The sequence below is a fragment of the Streptococcus oralis genome, assembly GCF_023109005.1.
Taxonomy (GTDB): Bacteria; Bacillota; Bacilli; order Lactobacillales; family Streptococcaceae; genus Streptococcus; species Streptococcus oralis_BU.
In genome coordinates, this window is record NZ_JALDTU010000001.1 from 195,267 (window position 1) to 210,089 (window position 14,823).

The 14,823-nt window shown below is 43.2% G+C and carries 11 protein-coding genes; 9 read left to right on the top strand and 2 right to left on the bottom strand.

Translation table 11 applies throughout. The annotated features are described in order from the left end of the window. Window positions 1-206: 206 nt before the first annotated feature. Window positions 207-335 (top strand): hypothetical protein, encoded by a 129-nt coding sequence (locus M1F56_RS09685; RefSeq protein ID WP_282184660.1) that lies wholly within the window; start codon window positions 207-209, stop codon window positions 333-335. Between the two features lie 22 nt (window positions 336-357). Here the strand turns inward: M1F56_RS09685 and M1F56_RS00985 are convergent, their stop codons facing one another. Next, window positions 358-1,215: a 5'-nucleotidase, lipoprotein e(P4) family gene (locus tag M1F56_RS00985; RefSeq protein WP_247916562.1), complete on the bottom strand. Its 858-nt coding sequence runs from the start codon at window positions 1,213-1,215 to the stop codon at window positions 358-360. Window positions 1,216-1,581: 366 nt separating this feature from the next. Between M1F56_RS00985 and M1F56_RS00990 the strand changes: the two genes are divergently transcribed. The 7 genes from M1F56_RS00990 to M1F56_RS01020 are packed head-to-tail and all read left to right on the top strand — an operon-like array spanning window position 1,582 to window position 6,917. Continuing rightward, window positions 1,582-2,586, top strand: a complete 1,005-nt coding sequence (locus M1F56_RS00990; protein WP_247916563.1) for a uroporphyrinogen decarboxylase family protein — start codon at window positions 1,582-1,584, stop codon at window positions 2,584-2,586. An 11-nt stretch (window positions 2,587-2,597) separates the two neighbouring features. Next, window positions 2,598-2,801, top strand: a complete 204-nt coding sequence (locus tag M1F56_RS00995) for a hypothetical protein (protein WP_247916564.1) — start codon at window positions 2,598-2,600, stop codon at window positions 2,799-2,801. A gap of 2 nt (window positions 2,802-2,803) precedes the next feature. Further along, window positions 2,804-3,802 carry a uroporphyrinogen decarboxylase family protein gene (locus tag M1F56_RS01000; protein WP_247916565.1) on the top strand — a complete coding sequence of 333 codons (999 nt, stop codon included), beginning with the start codon at window positions 2,804-2,806 and terminating at the stop codon, window positions 3,800-3,802. 11 nt (window positions 3,803-3,813) lie between these two features. Next, window positions 3,814-4,692: a transporter substrate-binding domain-containing protein gene (locus tag M1F56_RS01005; protein WP_000037007.1), complete on the top strand. Its 879-nt coding sequence runs from the start codon at window positions 3,814-3,816 to the stop codon at window positions 4,690-4,692. Window positions 4,693-4,724: 32 nt separating this feature from the next. Further along, on the top strand, window positions 4,725-5,417 hold the full coding sequence (locus tag M1F56_RS01010; protein WP_000255460.1) for an amino acid ABC transporter permease: 693 nt from the start codon (window positions 4,725-4,727) through the stop codon (window positions 5,415-5,417). A 3-nt stretch (window positions 5,418-5,420) separates the two neighbouring features. Beyond that, complete coding sequence (locus M1F56_RS01015) at window positions 5,421-6,143, top strand: amino acid ABC transporter permease (protein WP_247916566.1); 723 nt, start codon at window positions 5,421-5,423, stop codon at window positions 6,141-6,143. 9 nt (window positions 6,144-6,152) lie between these two features. Further along, window positions 6,153-6,917 carry an amino acid ABC transporter ATP-binding protein gene (locus tag M1F56_RS01020; protein ID WP_247916567.1) on the top strand — a complete coding sequence of 255 codons (765 nt, stop codon included), beginning with the start codon at window positions 6,153-6,155 and terminating at the stop codon, window positions 6,915-6,917. 83 nt (window positions 6,918-7,000) lie between these two features. Here the strand turns inward: M1F56_RS01020 and M1F56_RS01025 are convergent, their stop codons facing one another. After that, a complete protein-coding gene (locus tag M1F56_RS01025) occupies window positions 7,001-10,765 on the bottom strand; it encodes a pullulanase (RefSeq protein ID WP_247916568.1) in 3,765 nt (1,254 codons plus the stop codon). Between the two features lie 442 nt (window positions 10,766-11,207). Here M1F56_RS01025 and rpoB point away from each other — a divergent pair, with 442 nt between their 5' ends. Further along, the gene (gene rpoB, locus M1F56_RS01030; RefSeq protein WP_247916569.1) at window positions 11,208-14,819 is read left to right on the top strand and encodes a DNA-directed RNA polymerase subunit beta; all 3,612 of its coding nucleotides are present in this window, start codon (window positions 11,208-11,210) and stop codon (window positions 14,817-14,819) included. The last annotated feature ends 4 nt before the right edge of the window (window positions 14,820-14,823 follow it).

The window sequence follows — 14,823 nt, forward strand, 5'->3', positions numbered from 1 at the left end:
GCTGTGAGCTGTGAGCTGTGAGCTGTGAGCTGTGAGCTGTGAGCTGTGAGCTGTGAGCTGTGAGCTGTGAGCTGTGAGCTGTGATTGCTTTCATACCAATCATTCCTTTACTTTTTGATAGTTCTATTATATCAAAATTTCTAAATTTTGCATATTTGCTTTCCCTGACGGACAGTCATGTATAAACCACTTAGAAAATATGGTTTATGATTACATCTATACTAAATGAAGTACATTTTGAATTGGAGAAGTCTGTCCTATTAAAAGACGATTTCCGCTTGGAAATCGTCTTTTTTCGCTATTCTCGCAAATACGATATCTTGTGGTTGGTGTAAACTGGTAGATAGCTCCCTTATTTTATTTATCAAAACCTTGTAAGCTTTTTTGGCGCTCTTCAGTTTGACCCTTGGCATCCAATTTATTACCATTGTAGACAGTGCTTTCCCATGATCCGTACATTGGGTTAGGGAAAATGATGAATTTCTCACCAAACTCTTTTTGTAATTCCTCTAATTTTTGGTCGCGCTCAGTTTCAGAGGTCTTTGAAAACTCTGCAAAGTCCACAAGATTGTCTCCTAGTAGCATGACTAAGTTGGTTTTTTCTTGGACTGCTTGTCTACGACCTTCTTTAGATTTGACGCCTTTTTCTAAGAACATGAGATGATCGCGGCTTTGTACAGGAATCCCTTCATTTTCTAGGTTTTTGATCGTATCATCTACCTGATCTATCGTGCGGTCAGATACATAGTAAATTTGGACACCGTTTTGGTCTGCAAATTGGAGGAAGTCTTTAGCACCTGGTACAGCCTTGGCTGCGGCCTTTTTTACCCAGACATCCCAGTTTTCTGGGGTAAATGCTGTTCCGTCTTTGACATTTTGCGCTTGATAAGGACTGTTGTCTAGTACGGTTTCGTCCAAGTCCAAAACGATAGAGTAGGGTTTATCTGTCTGTGTTTTTAGTAGTTCTTTCAAACGATCAGTAGCGACATTGTAACCTTGTAGATAGAGTGCCTTGGTTTCAGCTGCTTTTTGATACCAAAGAGTTGACATAGTATTTTCTCTTGAACGCAACTGATCATAGGTCATTGTAACCTGATTATCAGATGTACTACTTTGTGTTGTCTGTGAATTTGCCGAATTTGTGCCACAGCCAGTCAGTAAAATGACGGAAGCAAGTGTAGAAGCAATTGTAATGGTAACTTTGGATATTTTCATAATCCCATCCTCCTAATAATAGTCTATTAATATTGTAGCGTTTTCATGGGATTTGTGCAAGAAAATATCGGGAGAAAATAAATTTTTCAGTAGTAATTTGGTATTAGGATAAAATTATGTACTTAATTTTGGAATGAAGATGTATATAAAAAAATTCAATCGGCTTGATAGAAAATCTATATCAGCTCCTTTTTGAAAAATAGATGAAAATAAAGTGAATCTTTGAAAGGCTAGTAAAATCAAGCTTTTCAGGGATTTTTTCTTTATAGATATAAAAATTTCCAATTGAGTTGATAGTCAATATATATTGGGAAAAGGAGAAAAGGAGTGGTAAGATGGTTTCAATCCAAATGGAAGGAGAAAGGTATGGCAAGTAAAAGAGATCTAGTCTTTAGAGCGATTCGAGGCGATGAAGTGGAAAGAGTTCCTGTGGGATTTTGGTTTCATTTTGTAACACTCGAAGAAAAGGGGCAGGGATTAAATAATCCACGTATCTTTCAAAAGAGTGTTGAAGGGCATCACAGCTATGTGGAAAGGATTCGTCCTGATTTTGTCAAAATCATGAGCGACGGTTTTTTCCTTTATCCAAGTAATGTCTACAGTCCTAAGGTTTCAAACATTCAGGAGCTGGCTTCTATTGAGTCGATTGGTGAGGGACACCCGTGGATTCAGCAACAGGTGGAAGTGGTACAAGCGATTCGAGAGACCTTTACCGAAGAGATTGCTTCTTTCTACAATATCTTTTCGCCAATCTCCCACCTCAAGCGCTGGTTCCGTACAGAAACAACTCGGGGAGATAGGGAAGTGGCTGATCTATTGCTTGAAAATCCTGAGCAATTCAGAGCTATTCTAGATGTGATTGCAGGAGATATTGCTATCCTAACTCAGAAAATCATTCAGCAAGGCGGTGTTGACGGAATTTACCTCAGTACCCAGGAAATTCAAGATGAGCGCATCACACCAGCACTATATCAAACCTATATCGAACCGAGCAATATAGCGATCTTGGAGGCGGCCAATCAGGTTGGTGGGACCAATATCCTCCATATCTGTGGTTTTGAAGGTGCGAGCAATGATGTGACGATATTTAAGGACTATCCAGCTCAAGTGGTCAACTGGGCGACCCACCATGAGGATGTTAGTTTGACACAGGGTCAGGAGTTGTTTCAAGGCAAAGCCGTTTTAGGTGGATTTGAAAATGGCAAGAAAAGCTTGCTTTATCAGGGTTCCAAGGCGGAATTGCAAGATGAAACAAGGCGGTTGCTGGTTGAAGCTGGTAGTAAAGGAGTTCTTCTGGGAGCTGACTGTACTGTTCCAGATGACTTTGACTTAGAGAGGTTGGACTGGATTCGGCAGGCAGCTGTTCTCTAAAAGGAGGAGCTATGAAAAGTAAAAGATGGGGCATCTTCATTGTCGTTGTCAGTTTGCTAGCCTTGGTCGCCATAAGCGTCGTAAAAAATGAGCACTGCAAAAATGGAGAGAGATGTCGTGGAGTTCAGGATTTTTCCAAGTCCAGTCTCCCCTTTCTACGCTCGAATGATATCGCAAGCAGTTTATTAGTTGAAAAAGTAAGAAATGGAGAATAAGAATGTCAGAAAAAAAAGAATGGGTTTTAAAAGCATTTAGAGGTGAAAAGGTTGATCGTGTGCCAGTTGGCTTTTGGTACCATTTCACATCCGAAGACGAATGGCTACACGGTTTCTCAAATTCAGCTATTATTGAGAAGAATATCGAGGGCCATAAGCGCTTTATCCGAGAAGTTCAGCCAGACTTTATCAAACTCATGAGTGATGGCTACTTTGCTTATCCAAATCCAGCGATTGCCAAAGGGAAATCTCTTCAAGAATTGGCGACCATTCAACCACTCGGACCAGATCACGCTTGGATAAAAGAGCAGGTGGACTTGGTTCAGAAAATCAAGCAAGAGTTCACAGAAGATATCGTTGCGATTTACAATATTTTTGCTCCTGCGACCTATCTCAAGTGGTTGATTGGGGAAGTGTCTGGTGGCGATGACCTTATTGCAGATTTTTTGGTGGAAGATCCTGAAGCTCTGAAAAAGGTGTTGGATGTGATTGCAGAAGATATTGCTAGTCTCAGCCGAGCTGTCATCAAAGAGGCTGGTGCTGACGGAATCTACCTCAGCGTGCAAAGTATCCAAGATCAACGAGTGTCGGCAGCAGATTATCAAGCCGTCATTGCACCTAGCGAGATAACGGTTCTGGAAGCGGCTAGTGCTGTTGGTGGTGTTACTGTTCTTCATATCTGTGGCTACGAGGGAGCGCGAAATGATATTCATCTTTTTGCAGACTATCCAGCCCAAGTCTTTAACTGGGCTGTAGGACCAGAAGGAATCACTCTCAAGGAAGGTCGTGAGATTTTCAAGGGACGTACGGTTCTTGGAGGATTCGAAAATGGTAAGACAGGCTTGCTGTATACTGGTAGCAAGGACGCCATTCAGGCTGAGGCAAAGAAACTAGTTGCAGAAGCTGGGGAACAGGGTTTGGTAATTGGGGCAGATTGTACCATTCCAAGTGATATTGCAGTTGAACGTATCCAGTGGGTGAGAGAAGCGCTTGAAAACTAAAGGAGAAAAAGATGAGTAAAAAAGCATGGATTATCGGTGGTGTAGCAGTTGTTGCAGTAATTGGGGCAACGATTATCGGGAGAAGTTTAGCTGGTGCTCCAGCCAAGGAGGGGGAAACAGCTTCATCTGGTGAGGTCATAACTTTGAAGGTTGCCCATACACAGAACTACGTACCGTATGACTTTGTCAATGAAAAAGGGGAGTCAGATGGTTATGAAGTAGCTGTTTTGAAGGCTGTTGATGAGAAGTTGGCAAACTATCAATTTGAATATACGGGTACCAGTGATGACGATCTCTTGATCGGTCTGGAATCAGGCAAGTATGACATCGGAACCAAGGGAGCTTGGTACACAGATGAACGAGCTAAAAAGTTTGTCATTCCATCTGAACCAGTCGGAGCGAGCATCATCGGATTTACTGTCAGAAAAGAAGACGAACAGAAATACAAAACCATTGATGACTTTGCCAAGAATAAAGGGAAATTGGTTCCCATCTCTCCACAGAATGCTCAATGGAATGTTATCACCAGCTACAATGAAAAACATCAGGATGCACCGATTGAGTTGACAGCAGCTGAATCCTTTAAAGTGGCAGATGCCTATGCTTGGGTCTTAGAAGGACGTTATGATGCCTTCTTTGATATCAAACTGTCCTTTGAAAAAGCAGTTACCGCAGAAGATGGCCCTTACCACCAATATGCGGACAAACTCAGCTGGTTCCCATATAAGGGCATTCCAACTTATCCCTTGATTCACCGTGATGAAAAGGGTGAGAAATTTGCTAAAGAATACGAAAAAGCAATTAAAGAGTTGAAAGAAGATGGCACGCTTGCTAAGCTATCTCAGCAATACTTTAAAGAAGATGTCTTTAGTTACGTAGACAAAGACTAGACCAGAAATTTCAAGACTAGAAAGGGTTTTGCATGGTTTCTTATGATTTTTCCAAGGTCTTTCAGTTTTTGCCGACCTTATGGCAGGCGCTTCCTATGACCTTGTCCATTCTCTTTTTTACCACTCTTCTTGGTTCCCTTTTTGGAGGTCTCTTGGCCTGGGCGCAAGTAGGAGAAGACAAGAGTTTTGCAGCGATTTCCAAAGGCTATATCTTTACCCTTCGTTGTACACCTCCGATTGTCTTGCTTTTTCTAGTCTTTTATGGCTTGCCAGAATTTCTGAAATGGTGGCTTGGTTTGGATATCAATAACTGGTCTAAAACTATTTTTGTTCTCCTGACGATGATTCTCTTGTTTGCGGCTATTGTTGCCGAGGTTTTCAAGGCGGCCTATCAAGCTATTCCAAAGGGACAGACAGAGGCAGGGCTTAGTATTGGTTTGACCCCAAGTCAGACTTTTTGGAGAATCATTTTTCCTCAAGCTTTTCAAGTTGCTCTTCCCAATATAACAACTGCTATTCTCAATCTTATGCGGGATGCTGCCTTGGCCTATACGATTGGTTTCGTTGATGTTATGGGTGCAGGCAATCTCTTAATCAGTCGCAATTTAGGAAACTACTCGCTGGAAACCTATACGGCAGTTGCGCTTCTTTACTGGGGGATTGCCTTGGTTATTTCTAGCTTGAGTCGTTTGCTTGAGAAGTCTTTGGAAACAAAAGGGAGGTAAAAAATGGATATAGACTATATTGTAAAGACCTTTCTGGAGACCTTGAAGGGTGTGCCAATCACCTTGATTATCATGATTGTGGCTATGGTCATAAGCTTTTTACCGGCTCTATTTTTGGCCTTGGGGCAGATTTACAAGGTTCGAGGGGTGAGGAGTTTTTCTCTGGTCTATCTGGCGTTTATCCGAGCGACTCCTCCGATTTTATTGATTCTCTTCTTTTATAGTTTGTTTCCAAGTTTGCTGAATCAATTTCTCAAAAGCATAGGAAGTGACTTTGATATTTTCAAGCTTGATCCTCTCTATTATGCCTTTATCATTTATAGTTTGATGACAGTCGGGAGTTTATCGGAGATTTTGCGTTCAGCGATCTTGACGGTGGACAAGGGACAATTAGAGGCGGCGCATGCGATTGGGCTGACTACGACCCAGGCCTATCTAAGGGTTGTTTTTCCTCAAGCCCTGCGCTCAGCCTTGCCTAACTTGGCCAATCTGGTGATTAATATCGTCAAAGGGACCTCTCTGGTCTTTGTCATGACCATCAAGGATATCACCGCTATTGCTCGTGTAGAAGCGTCCTACGGTTACCAGTATTTTGAGTCTTATTTTGTGATCTTTTTGCAGTATATTTTGATCTGTGGTTTGATTCAGTGGGGCTTCTCCCTACTGGAGAAAGGCTATGTGAAAAAAGAAGAGAGAGCAAAAGCATCTAGAGCGCGTTTTGTATAGGAGGACAGGATGTTACAAGTAGAACATATCGCAAAAACATTTGGAGAGAGGCAGGTCTTGGAGGATGTCAATCTCCAGGTCAACCAAGGGGACGTCGTCGTTATCTTAGGACCATCAGGTTCGGGGAAAACGACCTTTCTCCGTTGTCTCAATCACTTAGAAAAAGCTGACAGTGGCCGTTTGACATTGGCAGGAAAGACCTATGACTTAGCTAAATTAAGCAAGAAAGACATTCTAGAAATTCGCCAAAAAACAGCCTTTGTTTTCCAACACTACAATCTATTTGCAAACAAAACTGCTCTGGAAAATATTCTAGAAGGTCTAATCGTGGCTCGTAAAGTTCCTAAGGAAGAAGCGCTCAAACGTGCAGAATCTGCCTTGGAAAAAGTTGGTTTACTGTCCTACAAAGACTACTATCCTTCCCAGTTATCTGGAGGACAACAACAACGAATAGGAATTGCGCGTGCCATTGCCGTCAAACCCGAGGTCATTTTGCTAGATGAACCAACATCAGCACTAGACCCTGAGTTGGTTGGAGATGTTTTGGATGTTCTGAAACAGTTGGCAGGAGAAGGTGTGACCATGGTGGTCGTCACGCATGAGATGGGATTTGCTAGAGATGTCGCTAACCACGTTATTTTCATGGACGGAGGCCGTATCGTAGAGGAGAACAATCCACATGATTTCTTTAGTCGTCCACAAGAAGAACGAACCAAGCAGTTCCTAGCTCGTATCTTATCAGACGCTAGCTATAGTGTAGAATATATGATTTGATAGATAAGTGTATCATAAAAACAACACCCCATGACTAGAAGATTCTTCTAATCATGGGGTGTTTTCTCTATAGGAGGGCTAGGTTATTTCTTTTTCTTGTTTTTTATCAACCATCCAAGTCCGAGAAGGGCAAGGATACTGAATCCAGCAAGGGCAAGAAGGGATTTGCTCTCAGTTCCTGTGTTTGGAAGGAGGTTCTGAGAGTGAGCCTCTGCAGCAGTTTCTTGAGTTTCAGGATTGGCTGCTAGGTTTTGAGTTTGGCCTTGTTCTGGTTCAACCTCCAAGCTAGAAAGATCAAATTCTGGTTTTTCTTCCACAGCTGGGGCGACAATGGCACCACCTTGAGATAAGCGGAGAACAACGGCAGTGAGAGCGTTCAATTTCAAACCTTTTTCAGTCCATTCGAGACCTTGAGGGTTAGCAATTCCTACGGGTCCTGCTTGGTTTTCATCTGCGAGAACTTCGGCCTTTCTCAAGTGAGCAAAGGCAGTTCCTAGAGTAAATTCACGAGCCTTATCATCTGCATTGACAAAGACTGCGTAGATATCTCCATTTGGAGCAGTGATTTGGTAGCCAATCACCACGTCTTCTTTTTCAACACCATTTTTTCCTGGGACAGTGATGAGTTGGACGCGTTCTTTGATACCTTGTAGACTCTTAAGTCGGAAGGCATCTGTCGATTGACGAAGGGCGATCAAACCTTTCATATAGTTACGGCTCTTGACATTTTCAGGATATGCTTTTCCATCTGTTGCCTTGGTCCAATCAAACTTGTTGACAGCATCACTAGAGTCGTAAGAGTCATGGATAAAGTAAGGATAGACAAATGGCTTGCCGTCCTTGTCGCGCAACAAGTGAGACTTGTTTGGAACCTTATCTTCAGGAACAGGAGTCTTGTAGGCTGGGTCAAGGAATTGTTTGGTACGTCCATATTCCTGACCAGAGTGGATAAACGGAGTTCCTTGAGCAGTCAAGACCATGAGGTTTCCAAGTCGCAAACGACGATGGATCTCAGCGTAGTTTTCCGCCTTGCTTGGGTCTTTTTTGATAGACTGGGCAATGATGTCAAAGAGGGTCAAGTTATCATGGGCTGCGATATACTGGATAACATCTCCAGGACTGTCTGCTTCAAAGTTAGTTGGTTGAGCAATGAGATTTTTAAAGATGGTATTGATATTGCGTTTTCCACCTGTGATAAAAGCAGGTTGACCTTCGTTTGGATAACCAGACTTGAGGTTGTTACGGATATCGTCTGAAAAGACCGCAACAGTATCTGTTTTCTTCATCCAAGACTGATCAGCAGGTTGTACAGGCATATTTTCATCACCAGCATAGGTTTTCCAACCTTCACCTAGCATGATCAGATTTGGATTGAGGGCGCGTGCAGCCTTGTAAGCTTCTTCGATTGAAGCCGCATCGTGATCACCCATCATATCGAAACGGAAACCATCCACTTTGTAGGTTTCAACCAGATACTTGATGGAGTCTACCAAGACACGTTTAGACATGTAGTGGGTAGTTCCCAAACGGCCGCCTCCAAAGCTAGTACGTGGAGTTCCGTCTGCGTCCATAAAGTGGTAGTAGTTTGGCTCTAAGTCTTCAAAGATGTCGAGATTGGCAGTATGGTTGTAGACCACATCCAAGATAGCCCCCATACCACGTTTATGGATTTCGTTGATGAGATTTTTGAATTCGGCAATACGTTTTTCTGGATTCTTAGGATCGCTTGAGTACATACCAGTCAAGGAGAAGTAGTTTTGAGGGTCATATCCCCAGTTGTAGTTGCTGTTGCTTGAAGCATAGGCAGACAAACGTTCTTGGTTCTTCAATTCGTTGACAAAGTAGTAGGACAAGACTGGAAGGAGTTGGATATGAGTCACACCCAAGTCTTTTAGATAGTCTAGTTTTTCGATAAAGGCTTCAAAGGTACCAAATGGCTTGGTCAAGTCTTTTGCGATGGCAGGATCCGAAGTGAAGTCACGAACATGAGCTTCGTAGATAACGGCATCTTCACGCGATTTGAAGTTGCGAATCTTCCCATAGGTCAAGTCTTGCGGACCTAACTTTGCTGGATCGACGAAGGCAGCTTTAGCGACCTTATGAGCGGCATCTGTTTTTGCTAGGTCGCTATTCCAAGCCGCTAATGATTTGGCATAAGGGTCAAGAACGAGGACAGTTTTACCTTGGCGCTCGATTTGGTAGTGGTAGTAGTAGCCAGTGTAGTTGCTGATACCGAGACCAGAGTTTGCATCCAGAGTTTGTTTCCAGGTTCCTTTTTCTCCTTTTTCAAGGGCGACAGTTCCGACTACCTTTTCAGGGTCTTTCTTGTCATAGACGACAACGGAAACCTTATCAGCACTTGGAGACCAGAGGGTGAGATCAACACGCTTGCCATCTTCTTTTAGGGTTGCACCGAGTGGACCGTCGTAACTGTAGGACTCATCCTTGAGGCGCCAGCTTGAACGTGTGGTAAATCGGTCTGAATTGTAGCTGACAGTGTACGGGTGTTGAGTGTCAGAGAAGTCGCCAATATAGGTCACTTTTTTACCTGCCTCATCCACTTCCATGTCTGTGATATCTACTTTATTCCCTTGGTAATCAGTGATGCTGGAGTGTTTGAGGATATCGTCTTTCTTAGCTCCAACTAGGGTAGAAAAGCTGCTTTCGATACGAGACTTAGCCACATGTTGGGCACCAGTCATGCGGATATCGTGTACATAGTAAGGGTTGGTGTAGATGGTTTCGTCATCATCTTTAAGGAAGATTTGGCTGTGATTTTTTAGATCAGTGAATTTATAATCTTCTTTTCTGATTTTCACATCATCGCCTTTCTTGCTTTCGTCTAGTAATAAAAATCCAAATTCTCTTGCAGCTTCATTGAGTGGAATGTCAATGTAACGGCCATGTTTTCCAGTTGCAGTGAAGTCTGTTCCGTCAGGCCATTCTCCACTGCTTGGATTCTTGACATCGCCCCAATACCAGAGAGATTTTTTGTCATAGTTCCCGTCGGTGCGATAGTAGTTGACACGGACAGTTCCTGCTGGTTGAGGACGGTAGTTGTATACCTTATAGTTTTCATCTAGCCAGGCCTCGTTCATTTTTGGAGAGAGGCGCTCTACCGAACGGTCCCCTGTCAGGTTATCCCCCTTGGTATTGTTGATAAGGAAGCTGACTTTCTTGGCTTGCTCATTTTTGAGTTTGACATCTAGATAATAGCCGTAGTCATCTTGCTTGGCATCCTTGAAGGACTTGGCTCCATTGGGCCAGTTTTCAGACGGCTTTTCAACATCATCCCAAGTCCAAAGACCTTGAGAATCCTTGTTTTCTTCAGGGAATTTCTTTACATGGATGCGGAAGTAGTTGTCTGCGATGGGTTCTTCAGAAGATGTGTCTGCTTGTGGTTTTTGGCCTGAAGTTGGCGTCGAAGTGCTGGCGTCTACTTTCTCTTCCTTGCTGTTAGCCTGGCTTGTGCTAGCGTCTTCTGTTTTAGGTGTTTCTGGTGCTGTAGTAGTTTCCACAGCAGGAGCTTCTTTTTTAGGTGTTTCAGCTGCTAGAGCAGTGTCAGTTGCTAGGGCTTCCTTTTTAGTGTCAAGGGAAGCGTTTGCATTCTTTTGTTCAGAAATAGGCGTTTCCTTTTGAGTTTGACTCGTTTCAGTCTCAGTAGGGGCCTTGGTCACAGCGCTAGTATTTTCCTGAGTTTGAGGAAGGTTTTCGTTAGCTGAAATAGTTGGCATTGCAGCAGAAAGCAAGACAATGCTGGCACCAATAAGGATAGAACCAGTTCCGTTCTTCAAGGAACGGATACCATAAATCATTTTTTTCTCAGTTTGAGATGGGATCTTTTTCATCACAATTCTCCTTGTGTAGTTGTTCCCTAACAGTATAGCACGAGGTAAACATTAGTGCAAGCGTTTTCCTAGTTTTGAAGAGAAAATATAATGCTTCATTCTCTTGAAATTTTAAAATAATATATAGGAAAAGATTGTTTAAAAAGTAGTAAAAAAACCTTGAAAAATCTGGCTAAATAAGGTATAATATGAGTAATCATTTGTCGTAGGTTTTGTCTGAAATATTGTCCAGACAAGGCTCACAGCAGTTAAATCTTCTGAAAAAGTCAGATTTAGCTGCTCTTTTTGTGCTTTTTTTCAGGTTTTTGAGTGCTTGTAACAAAGATTTAAAGATTCTGAAAATTCATCAAAGGGACACGGTGATAGGGGTTTTTAAAACCATATGACGATTAGAAAAGCCTGATTGACAAGGCTTGGAATTTATTTACAAAGGAGAATCATCTTGGCAGGACATGACGTTCAATACGGGAAACATCGTACCCGTCGTAGTTTTTCAAGAATCAAAGAAGTTCTTGACTTACCAAATTTGATTGAAATTCAAACGGATTCATTCAAAGATTTCCTAGACCACGGACTTAAGGAAGTGTTTGAAGATGTATTGCCAATTTCAAACTTCACAGACACAATGGAGTTGGAATTTGTTGGCTATGAAATCAAGGAACCAAAATACACGCTTGAAGAAGCTCGTATCCACGATGCTAGCTATTCAGCACCAATTTTTGTAACCTTCCGCTTGATCAATAAAGAAACAGGCGAAATCAAGACTCAAGAAGTCTTCTTTGGTGATTTCCCAATCATGACTGAGATGGGTACTTTCATCATCAATGGTGGTGAACGTATTATCGTTTCTCAGTTGGTTCGCTCACCAGGTGTTTACTTTAATGACAAAGTAGACAAGAACGGTAAAGTGGGTTACGGTTCTACTGTTATCCCTAACCGTGGAGCTTGGTTGGAACTGGAAAGCGACTCAAAAGACATCGCTTATACTCGTATCGACCGTACTCGTAAGATTCCATTTACGACCTTGGTTCGTGCGCTTGGTTTCTCAGGTGATGATGAAATCTTTGATATCTTTGGTGATAGCGAATTGGTTCGCAATACTGTTGAAAAAGATATCCACAAGAATCCAATGGACTCTCGTACAGACGAAGCCTTGAAAGAAATCTACGAACGCCTTCGCCCAGGTGAACCTAAGACCGCTGAAAGCTCACGTAGCTTGCTTGTGGCTCGTTTCTTTGATCCGCGTCGCTATGACTTAGCAGCCGTTGGTAGATACAAGATTAATAAAAAATTGAACATCAAAACACGCTTGCTCAACCAAACCATCGCTGAGCCATTGGTAGATCCTGAAACGGGAGAAATCTTGGTAGAAGCTGGTACCGTTATGACTCGTAGCGTGATTGAAAGTATCGAGAGTCACTTGGATGGCGACTTGAACAAAATCGTTTATATTCCAAACGATGCAGCTGTTCTGACTGAACCGGTTGTCCTTCAAAAATTCAAGGTTGTTGCGCCAACGGATCCAGACCGTGTTGTAACTATCATTGGAAATGCCAATCCAGACGACAAGGTTCGTGTTGTAACTCCTGCAGATATCCTCGCTGAGATGAGCTACTTCCTCAATTTGGCTGAAGGTATCGGACGTGTGGATGATATCGACCACCTTGGGAACCGTCGTATCCGTGCAGTTGGTGAATTGCTTGCCAACCAAGTTCGTCTTGGACTTTCTCGTATGGAACGTAATGTCCGTGAGCGTATGTCTGTTCAGGACAATGAAGTTTTGACACCGCAACAAATCATTAACATCCGTCCTGTAACAGCTGCAGTCAAAGAATTCTTTGGTTCATCACAGTTGTCACAGTTCATGGACCAACACAACCCGCTTTCTGAGTTGTCTCACAAACGCCGTTTGTCAGCCTTGGGACCTGGTGGTTTGACTCGTGACCGTGCTGGATATGAAGTACGTGACGTGCACTACACTCACTATGGTCGTATGTGTCCAATCGAGACACCTGAAGGACCTAACATCGGTTTGATCAATAACTTGTCATCTTACGGACACTTGAACAAGTATGGATTTGTTCAAACACCATACCGTAAGGTTGACCGTGAAACAGGTGTTGTGACCAACGAAATCGTTTGGTTGACAGCTGATGAAGAAGATGAATTTACTGTAGCGCAGGCTAACTCTCGCCTCAACGAAGACGGTACTTTTGCTGAGAAGGTTGTCATGGGACGTCACCAAGGTGTCAACCAAGAGTATCCAGCAGAAGTGGTTGACTACATGGACGTGTCCCCAAAACAGGTAGTTGCCGTTGCGACCGCATGTATTCCTTTCTTGGAGAACGATGACTCCAACCGTGCCCTCATGGGTGCTAACATGCAACGTCAGGCTGTGCCATTGATTGATCCAAAAGCACCTTACGTTGGTACTGGTATGGAATACCAAGCAGCCCATGACTCTGGAGCTGCTGTGATTGCTCAGTATGGTGGTAAAGTTACTTACGCAGATGCTGACAAGGTAGAAGTTCGCCGTGAAGATGGTTCATTGGATGTTTACCACATCCAAAAATTCCGTCGTTCTAACTCAGGTACTGCTTACAACCAACGTACGCTCGTAAAAGTCGGCGATGTTGTTGAAAAAGGCGACTTTATCGCTGATGGACCTTCTATGGAAAAAGGGGAAATGGCGCTTGGACAAAACCCAATTGTTGCCTACATGACTTGGGAAGGTTACAACTTCGAGGATGCCGTTATCATGAGCGAACGCTTGGTCAAAGATGATGTCTATACATCTGTCCATCTCGAGGAATACGAATCAGAAACGCGCGATACAAAGCTTGGGCCTGAAGAAATCACTCGTGAAATTCCAAACGTCGGTGAAGATGCCCTTAAAGACCTTGACGAGATGGGAATTATCCGTATCGGTGCTGAGGTTAAAGAAGGCGACATCCTTGTAGGTAAAGTAACGCCTAAGGGTGAAAAAGATCTTTCAGCTGAAGAACGTCTCTTGCACGCTATCTTTGGAGACAAGTCTCGTGAAGTGCGTGATACTTCTCTTCGTGTACCACACGGTGCCGATGGTGTCGTTCGTGATGTTAAGATCTTTACTCGTGCAAATGGAGATGAGTTGCAATCTGGTGTCAATATGCTTGTTCGTGTTTACATCGCTCAAAAACGTAAGATCAAGGTCGGAGATAAGATGGCCGGACGTCACGGAAATAAAGGGGTTGTCTCTCGTATCGTACCTGTAGAAGACATGCCTTACCTTCCAGACGGAACTCCAGTTGATATCATGTTGAACCCACTTGGGGTGCCATCACGTATGAACATCGGTCAGGTTATGGAGCTCCACCTTGGTATGGCTGCTCGTACCCTTGGTATCCACATTGCAACACCGGTCTTTGACGGAGCAAGTTCTGAAGACCTTTGGTCAACTGTTAAAGAAGCAGGTATGGATAGTGATGCTAAAACAATCCTTTACGATGGACGTACTGGTGAGCCATTTGATAACCGCGTGTCAGTTGGTGTTATGTACATGATCAAACTTCACCACATGGTTGATGATAAATTGCACGCGCGTTCAGTCGGACCATACTCAACCGTTACCCAACAGCCACTCGGAGGTAAAGCTCAGTTTGGTGGACAACGTTTCGGTGAGATGGAAGTTTGGGCTCTTGAAGCCTACGGTGCCTCAAATGTCCTTCAAGAAATCTTGACCTACAAGTCTGACGATATCAACGGACGTTTGAAAGCTTATGAAGCTATTACAAAAGGAAAACCAATTCCAAAACCAGGTGTTCCAGAATCCTTCCGAGTTCTTGTGAAAGAATTGCAATCTCTTGGTCTTGACATGCGTGTCCTTGACGAAGATGAACAAGAAGTGGAACTTCGCGACTTGGATGAAGGAATGGACGAAGATGTCATCCACGTAGATGACCTTGAAAAAGCCCGCGAAAAAGCAGCCCAAGAGGCTAAAGCAGCCTTTGAAGCTGAAGAAGCTGAGAAAGCAACAAAAGCGGAAGCAACAGAAGAAGCTGCTGAACAAGAATAAGCAG

Excerpts from the sequence above, each read along its gene's own strand:
- M1F56_RS09685 (WP_282184660.1), top strand. The coding sequence starts at position 207 with ATGATTACATCTATACTAAATGAAGTACATTTTGAATTGGAGAAGTCT.
- M1F56_RS00985 (WP_247916562.1), bottom strand. The coding sequence starts at position 1,215 with ATGAAAATATCCAAAGTTACCATTACAATTGCTTCTACACTTGCTTCC.
- M1F56_RS00990 (WP_247916563.1), top strand. The coding sequence starts at position 1,582 with ATGGCAAGTAAAAGAGATCTAGTCTTTAGAGCGATTCGAGGCGATGAA.
- M1F56_RS00995 (WP_247916564.1), top strand. The coding sequence starts at position 2,598 with ATGAAAAGTAAAAGATGGGGCATCTTCATTGTCGTTGTCAGTTTGCTA.
- M1F56_RS01000 (WP_247916565.1), top strand. The coding sequence starts at position 2,804 with ATGTCAGAAAAAAAAGAATGGGTTTTAAAAGCATTTAGAGGTGAAAAG.
- M1F56_RS01005 (WP_000037007.1), top strand. The coding sequence starts at position 3,814 with ATGAGTAAAAAAGCATGGATTATCGGTGGTGTAGCAGTTGTTGCAGTA.
- M1F56_RS01010 (WP_000255460.1), top strand. The coding sequence starts at position 4,725 with ATGGTTTCTTATGATTTTTCCAAGGTCTTTCAGTTTTTGCCGACCTTA.
- M1F56_RS01015 (WP_247916566.1), top strand. The coding sequence starts at position 5,421 with ATGGATATAGACTATATTGTAAAGACCTTTCTGGAGACCTTGAAGGGT.
- M1F56_RS01020 (WP_247916567.1), top strand. The coding sequence starts at position 6,153 with ATGTTACAAGTAGAACATATCGCAAAAACATTTGGAGAGAGGCAGGTC.
- M1F56_RS01025 (WP_247916568.1), bottom strand. The coding sequence starts at position 10,765 with ATGAAAAAGATCCCATCTCAAACTGAGAAAAAAATGATTTATGGTATC.